Annotated in this window: 12 protein-coding genes; 3 read left to right on the plus strand and 9 right to left on the minus strand. The window is 69.9% G+C overall.

From position 1 onward, the window contains the following. The 9 genes from V7Q48_RS15570 to V7Q48_RS15610 form a co-directional block, all read right to left on the minus strand. Window positions 1-1,184 (minus strand): TonB-dependent receptor (locus V7Q48_RS15570; RefSeq protein ID WP_333839411.1); only part of this gene is annotated, 1,184 nt, incomplete at its 3' end. 154 nt (window positions 1,185-1,338) lie between these two features. After that, window positions 1,339-2,337: a FecR family protein gene (locus tag V7Q48_RS15575; RefSeq protein ID WP_333839414.1), complete on the minus strand. Its 999-nt coding sequence runs from the start codon at window positions 2,335-2,337 to the stop codon at window positions 1,339-1,341. Then, the gene (locus V7Q48_RS15580) at window positions 2,334-2,900 is read right to left on the minus strand and encodes an RNA polymerase sigma factor (protein ID WP_333839417.1); all 567 of its coding nucleotides are present in this window, start codon (window positions 2,898-2,900) and stop codon (window positions 2,334-2,336) included. The genes V7Q48_RS15575 and V7Q48_RS15580 overlap by 4 nt, the downstream gene beginning before the upstream one ends. Window positions 2,901-3,009: 109 nt before the next feature. Continuing rightward, a complete protein-coding gene (locus V7Q48_RS15585; RefSeq protein ID WP_442947153.1) occupies window positions 3,010-3,912 on the minus strand; it encodes a Rossmann-like and DUF2520 domain-containing protein in 903 nt (300 codons plus the stop codon). Further along, complete coding sequence (gene gltX, locus V7Q48_RS15590) at window positions 3,909-5,237, minus strand: glutamate--tRNA ligase (protein WP_333839422.1); 1,329 nt, start codon at window positions 5,235-5,237, stop codon at window positions 3,909-3,911. Before gltX ends, V7Q48_RS15585 begins: the two co-directional genes overlap by 4 nt. Before the next feature lie 62 nt (window positions 5,238-5,299). Continuing rightward, window positions 5,300-6,130 carry an arylamine N-acetyltransferase family protein gene (locus V7Q48_RS15595; protein WP_333839424.1) on the minus strand — a complete coding sequence of 277 codons (831 nt, stop codon included), beginning with the start codon at window positions 6,128-6,130 and terminating at the stop codon, window positions 5,300-5,302. 9 nt (window positions 6,131-6,139) lie between these two features. After that, the gene (locus V7Q48_RS15600) at window positions 6,140-7,255 is read right to left on the minus strand and encodes an alpha-hydroxy acid oxidase (RefSeq protein ID WP_333839426.1); all 1,116 of its coding nucleotides are present in this window, start codon (window positions 7,253-7,255) and stop codon (window positions 6,140-6,142) included. After that, on the minus strand, window positions 7,252-7,932 hold the full coding sequence (locus V7Q48_RS15605; RefSeq protein ID WP_333839428.1) for a Fe2+-dependent dioxygenase: 681 nt from the start codon (window positions 7,930-7,932) through the stop codon (window positions 7,252-7,254). The genes V7Q48_RS15600 and V7Q48_RS15605 overlap by 4 nt, the downstream gene beginning before the upstream one ends. A gap of 16 nt (window positions 7,933-7,948) precedes the next feature. After that, entirely contained in the window at window positions 7,949-8,755 is an 807-nt protein-coding gene (locus V7Q48_RS15610; RefSeq protein ID WP_333839430.1) for an energy transducer TonB, read from the minus strand. Window positions 8,756-9,145: 390 nt separating this feature from the next. Here V7Q48_RS15610 and V7Q48_RS15615 point away from each other — a divergent pair, with 390 nt between their 5' ends. From V7Q48_RS15615 to V7Q48_RS15625, 3 genes are all read left to right on the plus strand, one after another. Next, on the plus strand, window positions 9,146-11,560 hold the full coding sequence (locus tag V7Q48_RS15615; protein WP_333839432.1) for a TonB-dependent receptor: 2,415 nt from the start codon (window positions 9,146-9,148) through the stop codon (window positions 11,558-11,560). Between the two features lie 132 nt (window positions 11,561-11,692). Further along, window positions 11,693-13,495: a methyl-accepting chemotaxis protein gene (locus V7Q48_RS15620; protein ID WP_333839434.1), complete on the plus strand. Its 1,803-nt coding sequence runs from the start codon at window positions 11,693-11,695 to the stop codon at window positions 13,493-13,495. A 117-nt stretch (window positions 13,496-13,612) separates the two neighbouring features. Next, window positions 13,613-14,128 (plus strand): hypothetical protein, encoded by a 516-nt coding sequence (locus V7Q48_RS15625; protein WP_333839437.1) that lies wholly within the window; start codon window positions 13,613-13,615, stop codon window positions 14,126-14,128. The last annotated feature ends 35 nt before the right edge of the window (window positions 14,129-14,163 follow it).

Below are 14,163 nucleotides of genomic sequence, written 5' to 3' on the forward strand. Positions count from 1 at the left end.
GTGTAGAGCGCGTCGGTGGTCACCGTGACGCTGTCGCTCGGGCGGTACTGCAGCACGACGGTGCCGCCGATCCGCTCGCGATCCTCGCGCGTGACCTTGCTGTCGAAGTTCTGCGGGATGAAGATGTTGCCCTGCGGGTTGCTGCTGCTGACCGTGCCCTTGCCGCCGTTGACCTGGTCGGCCGGGACGGCGGGATTGACGAGCCAGCCGTCGGTCTGCGCCTGCTTCAGCCGCGTGAAGCGGTGCTGGTAGCTGCCCGAGACGAGGACGCCGAGCTTGCCGTCCGCCAGCGTGTCCGCGAACAGGAACGAGCCGTCGGGCGCGCCCTTCTTGGCGTTGCTGTCGTAGTTGGCGTCAACCGTCGCGGAAAACTTGCGACCGTTGTAGTCGAAAGGGCGCGCGGTCTTGATGTTGACCGTAGAGCCGACACCGCCCGACTGGTAGCGCGCGGTCGAGGACTTGTAGACTTCCACGCCCGAGACCAGTTCCGACGCCAGGGTGTCGAAGGAAAAGGCCCGACCCGAGGCCTGGCTCGGGTCGGTAGGGGTGGCAACCTGGCGGCCGTTGACCAGAACCGTGTTGAATTCCGGGCCGAAGCCGCGAACCGTGATGAAGGCGCCTTCGCCGCCCGAGCGGTCGATCGACACGCCCGTGATGCGCTGCAGCGATTCCGCGAGGTTGGCATCGGGCAGCTTGCCGATGTCCTTGGTGGAGATGGCATCGACGATGCCCGACGAGGCGCGCTTGATCCCGCGCGCGCTGTCGAGGCTGGCGCGCAGGCCGGTGACGACGATCGCCTGTGTGGCGGGTTCCTCGGCCGCCGTCTCGGCAGCGCGCGGTGCGGCGGCGGGCTCGACGGCTGCGGCTTGGCTGGCGAGCGCGATCTGCGGCGCGGCGAGGGGGCTGCGCGCGGCCGCCGGACGGGCGACGACGGCGAAGGTCGCCGGGCCGGTCTGGCGCGCGGCGAGGCCGGTGCCGGCAAACAGCCGGTCGAGCGCGGCTGAAACGGTCAGGCGGCCGCGCACTTCGTTGGTGCGCACCGCGCGGGTCAGCTTGCGCGAGGCGATGATCTGGACGTTGGCCTGATGGCCGAGAATGCCGATGGCGGTTTCTGCGGGCTGCGCAGGGATCGCGAACTGACGGACTTCGGTGGTGGCCTGCGCGGAAACCGGCATGGTCGCCATGCACACGATTCCCGTCGACGCAAACAGAACGCCACGTAATGTGGTCGTTGTCATAGTTATCCCTCCCATCAGGATTTCGTTACGCTTCAGACCGTATCAGTCCGTATTCGCCTAGAGACACGGGCCGCGCATTTTCCTTCCGCGCGCGCGAAATTTATTTCGCCGGATTTGGTTCCACCGCGCGCTGAATGCGGATCGTGCGCGGATCGCTGGTGTTGACCGAGACATTGAGCGTCGCTTTGAGCGTCTCGGCAAAGCCTTCCGGATCGCCGATGCGGAACAGGCCGTCGAACTGCTCGGCGGCCACGTCGGGGTCGGCGATTACGATCTGCCGCTGGTTGTAGCGGTTGAACTCGTCGGCCGCCTCGCGCAGCGTTGTGCCGTTGAGGTCGATCATCCCGTTACGCCAAGCCAGCGCCCGATCGACCGGCGCGGTCTCGCTCGCCTGGTAATGCACCAGCGCGCGGGCATTGATCATGGCGCGCTCGCCCGCCATCACGCGCAGCTTCTGTGTCGCATCGGCGGCGGTCCAGGTCTCGACCACGCCTTCGGTCACCAGCACCTCGACGCCTTCCTCGCGCTTGCGCACCGAAAAGGCCGTGCCGATCGCCTGCGCGCGCACCGGCCCGGAGGCGACGACGAAAGGCCGCTGCGCATCCTTGGCAACCTCGAACCAGGCCTCGCCCTGCGCCAGTTCCACCTCGCGCGCGTGCTGCGTCAGGTTGACCTTGAGCTCGGTGTCCGAGTTGATCGTCATGATCGAGCCGTCGTCCAGCGGCACACGCCGGATCTCGCCGAGCCGGGTGATGTATTCAGCCCCGCTGGTCAGCGCAAAGCGCGTGCCGACCACCGCCGCGGCACCCGCAGCGATCATCCCGCCGAGCACGCCGCGCCGCCGCCAGCGCGAGCGGGTGTCGTTGGCAGGTTCGGGCGCGGGCGCGGCCTCTGCCTCGGCTGCCGGTGTCGTCACGTCGGGCAGCAGCCATGCGGCCTGCGCCTGGAGCAGCAGGCCATGGCGACGCGGATCGGCGCGCAACCATGCCTGGAGCGCGGCCTCGTCGCCGGCGTTCCAGTCGGACGCGTCCATGCGCGCCACCCACTGGGCAGCCTCGTCGCGATCGCCACGCGGGGTGGAAGTGCGGTCGATGGTCATAGTGCCAGGCGCCCCGTCACGATGGTTTCGGGCTCGTCGTCGAGCCGGTCCCAGGCCTCGCGGATCGCGCGTACGCCGACCCATACCTGCTTTTCGACGGCCTTCTCGGTCATGCCCATGTGGGCAGCGATTTCCTTCTGCGACCAGCCCTCGAACTTGCGCAACTCGACGACGCGGCGGCAGCGTTCGGGCAATTGCGCCAGCAGGCTGCGCACGCGATCGAACGCCATGCGCGCGGCGACCTGCTCCTCGGGCGAGGGCAGGCCGCTGTCGCGATAGCTCTCGATCTCGCTGATCGCCTCGAACGGCGCGATCTGCTGGCGCTTCAGCCGGCGGGCGAGGAGGTTGCGGCAGATCGAGAAGAAGTAGGCATGGCCGCAATCGATATGATCGACGCTGTCCAGCATGGCTACGCGGCAATAGGCGTCCTGCATGAGTTCATCCACTATATCGGGCGCAATCCGCCGCTTCACGAACCAGGCGCGCATGCGCGGCTCGTGCGGCATGATCTCGCGCGCCACCCACAGTGCCAGGGCGCGGCGGCGCTCGAGTTGCGCTCGCAAATCCGGTCCCGTCCCATCCTCCATCGGCTTTGGGTTTTCCCTCTTTCGCCTGTCCTAGAGACACGGCGCCCCCATATCCTTCCGTCCTGCGCGAAAATAATCCGCCTGCCTATCCCCCGGCCGAGAGCAGATGGCGCAGCGTGCGGTCGCGCTCGGCATCACGCATGCTCGGCCCGGGGCGTTCGGCCAGTTCGTCGAGCGTTGCCAGGGCCATGGCACGATAGGCCGGCAGCACCGAGGGGCTGGCGGCGCGCAGCGCGTCGAGGTGGCCTGCGATCGTCCCGGCGTCGCCGCGCAAGAGGGGGCCGGACAGCGCCGCAAAGCCATGCGCCAGGCTGTTGCCGAGCGCGGCCTCGACCAGCGGTGCCATCAGTGCCCGCGGTTCCGCCACCCCGGCCGCGGCAAGCGCTTCCTCGGCCCCCGCGATCAGCGTCACGAGATGGTTGGCCGCGTGGCACAGAGCGGCATGGTAAAGACTGCGCTGCGCCTCCGCGACGGGCACCGCCACCCCGCCAAACAGCGCGACCAGCGCCTCCGCCCACGCCTGTGTCGCAGCATCGGGGGCGGTCACGGCAAAGCACGCGCCCGCCATGCGCTGCGCCTCGAGCGCAGGGTCGCCGGTAAAGGTCATCGCCGGATGGATCGCCGCGGTCCGTGCGCCCGCGTCGCGCAAAGGCGTCAACACGTCGGCGCCGCTGCGACCACTGACATGGAACACAAGCCGCCGCGCCGGTGTGCACGCGCCCAAGGCCGGAACCAGGGTTTCGATAACCGCAGGCAAGGCATCGTCAGCAACGCAAAGCGCGAGAGCGTCGCACCACGCGACCAGCGCCGCGAGATCCGCCTCGACGTCGGCGCCCGCGATCATCGCCACGGCATCAGCCGCCTTTTCCGGCGAACGGGCATGCAGCCGAACCGGAAGGCCCGCTGCGCACAGGCGCCACGCCAGCGCCCGCGCCACGCGCCCGCTACCCAAGATACCGAGGCGCTGGAACGGGGGCGACACGCTCAGCCCGCGCGGAGCCTGAGCACCGCCTCGTCGCGCGCGATGAGCGGGAGCAGTGCCTTCATGTCGGGGCCGTGGTCCTTGCCGGTGAGGGCCTGGCGCAGCGGCAGGAACAGTGCCTTGCCCTTGCGGCCGGTCGCGTCCTTTAGTGCGGCCGTCAGCGTGGGCCAAGGGTCGGCCCAGTCGAGCGTCGCGGCAAGCTCGGCGGCCTGCGCGAGGAAGGCCGTTGTCTCGCTGTCGAAGGGCGGGGGGCTGACCGGGCCGGCGATGACCTGTGCCCATTCCGCCGCTTCGGCGGTGTGGCCAAGGTTGGGGCGGATTGCCTCCCACGCCGCCGCGTCGATGCCGTCTGGCAGGAGATGCGCGACGCGGGCGTAAGGCAGGCGATGGACGACCGCGGCGTTGACGCGATGCAGTTCCGCCTCGTCGAACCGCGCCGGCGCGCGGCCGAAGCGCGACAGGTCGAAGGCGGCGGCGAGGTCGGCGGCGGACAGCACCGGGTCGACCGGATCGGAGGTGCCGAGCCGCGCGAGCAGCGCGACCAGCGCCTCGGGCTCGATCCCCGCCTCGCGCAGGTCGGCCATGCCCAGCGAGCCGAGCCGCTTCGACAGCTTGCCCTCGCTGCCGGTCAGCAGCGCGGCATGGGCGAAACGCGGGGGGGTGGCGCCCAGCGCGGCGAACATCTGCACCTGCGTCGCGGTGTTGGAGACGTGGTCCTCGCCGCGGAGCACGTCAGTTACGCCCATGGCGATATCGTCGATCGCACTTGGCAGCATATAGAGCCACGAGCCGTCGGCGCGGCGCACCACCGGATCGGACATCTGGCGCGGGTCGAACTGCTGGGGGCCGCGAATGCCGTCGTCCCAGGTGATCGGGGTGTCGTGATCGAGCTTGAAGCGCCAGTGCGGACGCTCGCCGGCGGCGGCGCGCGCGGCATGGTCGGCCTCGGTCAGGGTTAGCGCGGCGCGATCGTAGATCGGCGGCAGCCCGCGGCCGAGCAGGATCTTGCGCTTGAGGTCGAGTTCCTGGGCGGTTTCATAAGCGGCGTAGAGGCGCCCCTCGGCGACAAGGCGCTCGAACGCGGCTTCGTAAAGCGCGCCGCGTTGCGACTGGCGCTCCTCGCCCTCGGGATCGAGACCGAGCCAGGCGAGGTCTGCGCGGATCGCCTCCACATGCTCCTCGCGGCTGCGCTCGGCATCGGTGTCGTCGATGCGCAGCAGGAACCGGCCGCCGTGCTTCTTGGCCAGGAGCCAGTTGTGGAGCGCGGTGCGGATGTTGCCGACATGGAGCCGGCCGGTGGGCGAGGGCGCGAAGCGGGTGATCACGGTCATCGCTGGCCTATAGCGCGATCCGCGCGCAAGGCCATGCCCGAGCGCGGTCCGGCCCAACAGGGTCAGGCGTAAAGTTTGGCGCTCAGCGCCCGTGCGTCGGCATCGGGCAGGCGGATGCGGAACGTGTCGGCGATCGCGCTGCGCCAGGCGTCGGGTGTGTCGAGCGCATGGGCCTCGCGCCCGGTGCTGCGCTGGATGCTGACGGCACGGTCGCGCAGCGCGGCAAAGCCGTCAGGCAGGACGATCGAGACGATGCAGGCGCTGGTAAAACGGGTCTGCGGGCGCGTGCCGGTCCAGTGATTGGCCATGGCCAGATCCGCTTCCGCGACTTCGGTGAGGTCGAAGCCATATTGCGGCTCCCATGGGCTCGCCGCGCCGGCGGCCTGACGTTCGAGCAGCCATTCGCCGCGCAGGCTGCCGGGCACATCGGCGCGGCGCAGGCGGTGCGTGAAGCCATCGGGCGTTTGCGCCGTGGCGCCATCACGCAGCGGCAGCGGCGGCACCCAGGCGGCACCGAACCCGGCATCGCCGAGCCACATTTCGTCGCCGATCGAGACCAGCCGCAGCGTGTGCGTGCGCGGCGGGATCGTGCTTGGCTCAGCGCCGAGCCAGACGCGGCCGAGCAGCGGACGGCTGGGAAGCCCCATCTCGGCCAGCATGGCACCGAACAGGCCGTTGTGTTCAAAGCAATATCCACCGCGGCCGGCATCGACCAGCTTGGCGCGGATCGCCGCCGGGTCCAGTTCGATCGGCCGGCCCAGCATGGGGTCGAGGTTCTCGAAGGCGATCGCCTCGCGGTGCGCGCGTTGCGCCCGGGCCAGCCCTTCGGGCGTGGCGGAAACCGGGCCGGAGAGGCCGATGCGGGCGAGGTAGGCGGAAAGTTCGGGCGTCATGCCCCAGGCTTAGCCACCGATCATCGGCATCACCAGCCCCGGTCCAATCCGGCCGGCATCGGTGCAGCCGCATTGCGCCATCGCCAGCGCGAATTCGGTGCGCAGGATGTGCAGCATGTGCGCAACGCCCGCCACCCCGCCGACGGCCAGCGCATGAAGCTGCGGCAGGCCGACCATGACCGCGTCGGCGCCCAGCGCCATGGCCTTGAGTGCATCGGCGCCACTGCGCACGCCGCCGTCGAACAGCACGGGATAGTTCGGCCCCACCGCCGCGCGCACCGCGGGCAGGCAGGGCAGCGCTGGCGCCACGCCATCGAGCACGCGGCCGGCGTGGTTGGAGACCACGATGCCTTCCGCCCCGGCCTCGCGCGCGGCCCTTGCATCGTCGGGATGGAGCAGGCCCTTGACCACCAGCGGCAGGCTCGTCGCTTGGCGCAGCTGCGCGATCGTGTCCCAGGTCGGCGCTTGCCGGGCCAGTGCGCTGCCAAAGACCAGCGGGCCGGCCTGGGCCTCGGCGCGATGGGGTGCGGGCGCCGCGACGGCAGGATCGACGAGGTTTGCCGCCACGATGCCCGGTGGCAGCGCGAAATCGGCGCGCTTGATCGCGGCGTCCACCGTTACGACCAGCACGCCATATCCCGCATCCTCGGCACGGCGGACGAGCGCCAGGGTTTGGTCGGGATCGGGCTGGCAATAGAGCTGGAACCACTGCGGCGGGACCGGCAGGCCCAGTTCCTGTGCGGCCGCGCGGGTTGCGGCGGCGATGTCCTCGAGCGTCACGCTCGACAGGGTGCTGGCGACGAGTGTTGCCCCCATCGCGGCGGCGGCCTGTGCCGTGGCGATCTCGCCGGCGGGGTGGACCAGCCGGTGATAGGCGACCGGCGCCAGCAGCAGCGGCGTATCGTGGCGCTGGCCAAGCAACACGCGCGCCGTGCTGCCTTGCGCGATCGGCGCCAGCGGACGCGGCAGCAGGCCCCAGCGGCCGAACGCCGCGCGGTTGGCGTGCGTGGTCCCTTGCGCGATGTGCGCCCAGGTGGCGGGATCGATATGCGCGGCCGCGTGGCGTTCGTAGTCGGCCAGCGTCGCGATGTCGGCCGGCAGGGGGGCGGCGTGGCTTGCCGTCACGGCTGCGACCAGCGGCGCAGCAGGTTGTGATAGACCCCGGTCAGCGCCGCGACGGAAGGGTGATCGGGCTGCTCTGCCGCAAGGGCCTGGATCGCCTGGTCCATCTCGAACAGACTGCGGCGGTCGGCCTCGGCGGGGACCAGGCTCTGCGTCCAGAAGAAGGCGGCCAGCCGGGCGCCGCGCGTCACGGGCGTGACGAAGTGGTGGCTGGTGCCGGGGTACAGCACCATGTCGCCGGCTGGCAGCTTGACCCGGTGCGCGCCGAAGCTGTCCTCGACCACGAGTTCGCCCCCGTCGTATTCGTCGGGATCGGAGAGGAACAGCGTGCAGGAGATGTCGCTGCGCACGTAGTCGTCGGTGCCGGGCACGCGGAACAGCGCGTTGTCGATGTGGCGGCCATAGGTGCCGCCACCCTCGTAGCGGTTGAAGCGCGGTGGCAGCACGCGGCGCGGCAGCGCGGCGGCGATGAACAGCGGGGTCTCGCCCAGCCGCTCGAGGATGCGCTGGCCGACGGCGGCGCCGATCGTACTGTCGAGCGGCAACTGGTGGTTGGCCTTGACCCGGCGGGCGAGCGGGCCGGCGGTCGCATCGCCGTCCTGCCAGTCGGCCTCGCGCAGCAGGGCACGGGCCCGTTCGAGGTCCGCCGGGCCGAGTACGCCGGGAATGTGCAGCATCATCGGGATCGAGGCCGTGTCAGCCCTGCAGCACGAAGGGAATGCGCACGGTGCCTTCGACGATGGCGGCGACGCCGTTCTGGCGCAGCGGCGTCCAGCGCCAGCGCTTGACCGCGGCGAGGGCGGCGCGATCGAGGCGGTCGAACCCGCTCGACCGGGCAATGCCGATGCCGGCGACACGGCCGTCGGTGCCGACGGTCACGGCCAGTTCGACCGTGCCCTGTTCGCGCGCGCGGCGCGAATCGATAGGGTAGCGGGGCGGATCGGCTTCGACGAGATTGGCCGAGAGGTCCCGCCCCCGCGCGATGGCCGGGGCAGCAGGCGCGGCGGGGGCTGCCGGTGCCGGAGCGGCGACCGGAGCGGGGGCGGCGATGACCACGGGCGCCGGCGCGGCGCTGGCAACCGGCGTGCTTGCTGGCATCACGATCGGTGACGGCGGGGCAACGATCGGCGAGGCGGGCTGCGCGGCGACTGGCGCCGCAGCGGGTTGCTGCGGCGTCGGACGGGATGGCGGCGGGGGCGGCGGGGTCAGGTCGGCCGACAGGCGCACCGCGGTAAAGGTTTCGGCCTTGGGCTTTGTACCGATCACGCCGAGCGAGAGAAAGGCCGCGAGCAGGACGCCGACCGCAGCGCCCGCGCCGGTCACCGCGACAAGGCGCGATCGGCGGCTCGGTTCGTAACGCGAGGGCGTCCACGTCGCCGGGCGCAGGGGGACGACCGCCCCGCGCGGAGCGGCGGGTGTCGATGAAGGCGTGGGCGTCGACGGGGCCGCAACCGGAAAGCGGATGGGCGAAGCGTTGGCAAAAGTCATGGCTTGGCTGCTCACGAATACGACCCCGGACCGGTTATTGCGAGGCATTCGCATAGCGTGGTCTAGTGCGGGAGTCGAGAGAATAGATCGCAATAGCAGATGCTCGTCAGTGCCCATCCGTGCCACTCCGTGTGCCTCTCCCGCCCGGATTGCGATCGAGACCGAGGCCAGAAGGGCTGACAAACACCGTAGGCGCCCAAAACGCCGCTTCTTTGATCTCAAACAAATTTACAGCGAATCATTATCAATAGCGTTGCAGTTGCGAAAGATTCGCATTAGAGGCGGTCTCGAACAGGGGCACGGCAGCGCTCGCCGAAAGGCGGGGGGATGCGATGGCCCCGCCGATCCGGCCGACGCGGGGCAAGGATCAGGTCATCGATCACGCCCCGCGCAAAGGAATATCGAGTGAGGGATCTGTCCGACCGCACCGCCGCTGCAGGCGCGCCCCGTTTCCTGGCCCTGGGCTGCATCGGTCTCATCGCCGCAGCCAGCCCGGCGCTGGCGCAGGATGCCGGCAGCGCGGCGGGTGAGGCGGGCACCGCGCCTCGCGTGCTCGGCGCCGTGACGGTCACCGACAGCGCCATCACCGAGGGCAGCTACAAGACCGAGCGCGCCGCCTCGCCCAAGTATACCGCGCCGCTGCTCGACACCCCGCGCACCGTCACGGTCATTCCCAAGCAGGTGCTGCAGGACAACGCCACCGCCTCGCTCACCGACGCGCTGCGCTTCGTGCCGGGCATCACGCTGGGCGCCGGCGAGGGTGGCAACCCGCAGGGCGATCGTCCCTTCATCCGCGGGGCCGATGCGCAGAACAGCCTGTTCCTCGACGGCGTGCGCGACATCGGCGCACAATCGCGCGATGTCTTCGCGATCGACCAGATCGAGGTGGTCAAGGGCTCGGACAGCACGATGAACGGCCGCGGCAGCGTCGGCGGGGCGATCAACCTCGTGTCGAAGCAGCCGACCGACGAGCGCATCGTCCAGGCCGCGCTCGCCACCGGCACCGCCGAATACAAACGCGTGACCGCCGACGTGAACCAGCCGATCGGCGATTTCGCTGCGGTGCGCGTCGCCGCGATGGTGCACGACCAGTCGCTCGCAGGGCGCGATGCGATCTGGCAGAGCCGCTGGGGCGTGGCGCCGTCGGTCAAGTTCGGGCTGACCGGGCCGACCTCGCTGACGCTCGACTACTATCACCTCGAGAGCGACGAACTGCCCGACAGCGGCATTCCCTATCTCTACACGCAGAACAACGCGCCACTCGGCTATAGCGAGACGACCGTGGCCAAGACGCCGCGCACCGCGTTCTACGGCCTGGCCGATCGCGATTTCCGCCGTAACGTGGTCAACATCGGCACCGCGCGCATCGAGCACACGTTCGGCAACGGCCTGACGCTGCGCAACACCGCGCGCTATGGCGTCACCAGCCAGTCCTATGTCCTGACCCAGCCCGACGACAGCCAGGGCAACGTGGTCAAGGGCCTCGTCTGGCGCCGCGCCAACAGCCGCTACAGCCGCACCGAAGGCTTCATCAACCAGACCGACTTCTTCGGCAGCTTCGACGTCGGCGGGATCAAGAACACCTTCGCGATCACCGGCGAGATCAGCCGCGAGCTGGCCGATGTCGGCAACTACGTCTCGAACGCGGCGACCGGCGCTGCGATCTCGACCGGCACCACGCTTGCCGATCGCTGCAGCCCGGCCAACATCGCGCGCTACAACTGCACCACGCTGGCCAATCCCAACCCCTACGACCCGTGGGTCAGCTATGCCGGCGATACCTCGACCACGCCGGCGGCGATCCAGCGTTCGGCCCCGCAGACCTGGACCCGCTCGCGCGCCAACACGCAGGCGATCTCCGCCTTCGATACGATCGCCTTCAGCGAGGCCGTGCTGCTCAACCTCGGGCTGCGCTACGACCACTACGTAACCCGCGTCAGCCCCGGCCTTGCCGCCACCGCCCCCAACGAGGACGGCCGCCAGTGGTTCAGCCGCACCGACAATATCTGGACCTGGCAGGCGGGCCTGACCTACAAGCCGGCGCCCAATGGCAGCATCTATGCCTCGGCCTCGACCGCCGCGACGCCGCCGGGCTCGTACCTGGGCAACGGCAGCGAAAGCAATGCGCTCAACACCACCAGCCAGGCGCTGACCGACGCGCTCAAGGTCGAGCGTACCCGCAGCTATGAAGTCGGCACCAAGTGGAACCTGTTCGGCGAAGGCCTCGCGCTGACGCTGGCGGCTTTCCAGACCGAGACGAAGAACGCTCGCGCCACCGACGCCAACAACACCGTCAGCTTCATCGGCGAGAAGCGCGTGCGCGGCATCGAGGTGACCGCCAGCGGCAACGTGACCGACCGCTGGAACATCTTCGCCGGCTACACCTACATGGACTCCGAGATCGTCAATGGCGGGAATTCGGCCGTGACGCTGGCGGGCAAGACCTACATCATCCCCGCGCCGTCGACCGGCCGCCAGTTCCCCAACACGCCCGAGCACAGCTTCACCGCCACCACGACCTACAAGGTGACCGACAAGGTCACGCTGGGCGCCAATGGCCTCTACATGAGCCGAGTCTATGGCGGCTATGCGGCCGGTATCGACGCCGGCGGCAACGTGGTGCGCACGCTGGCGCGCTACGTGCCTGGCTACTGGCGCTTCGATGCCAACGCCAGCGTGCAGATCACGCCGCGCTTCGGCTTGCAGGTCAACGTCAACAACCTGTTCGACAAGCGATATTACGACAAGGCCTTCGCCTCGCACTTCGCGAGCCAGGCGGCGGGCCGCACCGCCATCCTGACCGCCAACGTCAAGCTCTGACGGTGATGGGGCTGCCCTGGCGGAAATCTTGCCGCCAAGGCAGCCCCTCCGGGATCCCCCGCAGGGGCGCAACGCGCAGAATTAAGCATCCGGGCCTAGCAGGCGAACGATCGACTGCTGGGGATTTACCGGATGATCAGCACCAGGGCACGCCGCGCGACGCGCATCATCATCGGCACGACGATCGCCGCCATCCTCGCGGCCACGTTCGTCGTCGGCCAGATCCGCTTCGGCGGGCCGATGCACCGGTCGGCGCTGCTGCAGGACGAATTGCTGGCAGACATCCTGCCCCCGCCGTGTTTCGTCGTCGAACCCTACCTCCATACCACGCTGATGCTGACCGACCCGGCGCACATGGCCGCACCGATCAAGGCATTGGCCCAGGAAGAGGCGGACTTTGGCAAGCGCCGCGCGTACTGGCAGCAGGCCGCGCTGCCGCCTGCCATGCGCCCCGCCGTCGACGCCGTGCTCGAGGCCGAGGTCGCATTCTGGAAGACCGTGGACGATGCGTATCTGCCGGCAGCCCGGCGCGGTGATCTTGCGGCGATGCGCGCGATCCACAATGGCGCGCTGACCGGGGCCTATCGCCGGCAGCACGATCGCGTAGACGAACTCGTCGCGCTGTCGAACACGTACCGCGCCCGGATGCTTTCGCAGGGCTATACCCATGTTGCGCTCTCGCTCGGAATCGTCGCGCTGCTGGCGCTGAGCCTGCTCGGCATGGTCGCCTGGATGGCCCGGGCGCTGCGCCGCGATGTCGTGGCGCCGCTGGTCGAGACCGCCGACGGCATCATGGACATGGCGCGCGGCGATAACGCCCGCATGCTGGAGGGGGCCGATCGCCAGGACGAGATCGGCCAGATCGTGTGCGCGATGGAGGTGTTCCGCGAGGCAACGACGGCGCGCGAGGAGGATCGCCGCGTGCAGGCCCATGTCGTGACCGCCCTGTCCGGCGGGCTGGCGACGATCGCGGCCAAGGACCTCGAGCAGCACATGACCGAGCCTTTCCCGCCCGGCTTCGAGGAACTGCGCCTCAACTACAACACCGCGATCGTCGCCATGGCCGAGGCCCTTCGCGCGGTGCGCGTGGGTGCGGCGCAAGTGTCGCGCGCGATCGCCGAGATCCGCAGCGGCTCGGAAGACCTCGCGCAGCGCAACGAGCGCCAGGCCAGCAGCATCGCCGCGACCGCCCAGGCCCTGGACCAGGTGACGCGCAGCATCGGCGATACCGCCGACCGCGCCGCCCACGCCCAGGTGGCCGTCGACCAGGCCCGCGAGGAGGCAGAGGCCGGCGGCGCGGTCGTCACCCGCGCGATCGAGGGCATGGCCGCAATCGAGGACTCGTCCGCGCGCATCGGCCAGATCATCGGGGTGATCGACGGTATCGCCTTCCAGACCAACCTGCTCGCGCTCAACGCCGGCGTCGAAGCCGCGCGGGCGGGCGATGCCGGCCGCGGCTTTGCCGTCGTCGCCAGCGAGGTGCGTGCGCTGGCCCAGCGCAGCGCCGACGCGGCACGCGACATCAAGCAACTGGTTGGCGAGAGCAGCACGCAGGTCAGCCAGGGCGTCGCGCTCGTCGGCGAGACCGGCAGCCGGCTTGCCGCGCTCGCGACCCGGGTGAGCGGGATCGGCACGCTCGTCGGCACGATGGCCGATGCGGCATTGGCGCAGGCGGACCAGTTGCGCGCGGTCAATGCCGCCATGGGCGAGATGGACCGGATGACCCAGCAGAACGCCGCGATGGTCGAGCAGTCGTCGGCTGCGACGCGCAGTCTTGCCACCGAAGCCGAGGCCCTGGCGCGTCTATCGGCACAGTTCCGAACCCGTGATTCAGGGTTGCGGCCGGCCCACGTCGCCGCGCCCGGCACCCTGCGCCGCCAGTCGATGCTCGAGCCGGAACAACCCGGCCCGCGGCTGGCACTCGCATCGAATTGAAGCGAAGCCTAAAAACAGTGGTCAGCGGCAGGGCCGCGGGTTAACTCTCGACGCAATATCGGTGCGTGCCAGGCAGGCATCACGCTTGTCGAATATGCCCCGCAGGAGATTGCCTTGGTGTCTGGAACGATCCTGCGCACGCTTGCCGCTGCCGCCCTGCTGCTGATGGGTGCCGGGCACGCCGCGGCCCAGGACACCGCCACCCAGCCGCCGGCGCAGGACGATACCGCAGCACCGGCCCGCGTGCCGGCGCCAATGGGGCCGGGCCTGCCGACGCTGAGCGATGCCGATGGCACCAACATGGCCCAGCGCATCATCACCGGCAGCCAGGCCGCGCGCTGCCGCCCGGGCCGACGCGCCGATGGCACGATCATCGTCTGTGGCGGCAAGGAAGCGAGCGAGGCGGAGCGGCTCCCCTTGCGCGACCAGAGCGACGCCGCCCGCTCGATCGACGACGGCGTGCCGCGTGCCCCCAACGTCCTGGGCCTGCCGCCGTGCAAGGGCAACGGCGTCTGCAAGGGCTTCGGCAGCGTGCCGCCGCCGATGTACTATTTCGACATCACCGCCCTGCCGCCGCCGCCCGCCGGCTCCGACGCCGACCGCATCGCCAAGGGCGAGATCCGCGCGCCGTAGTGGCCGGGGATCCTCCCTATGCCGCAGGCATGGGG

Source organism: Novosphingobium sp. (genome assembly GCF_036803765.1).
GTDB lineage: Bacteria > Pseudomonadota > Alphaproteobacteria > Sphingomonadales > Sphingomonadaceae > Novosphingobium.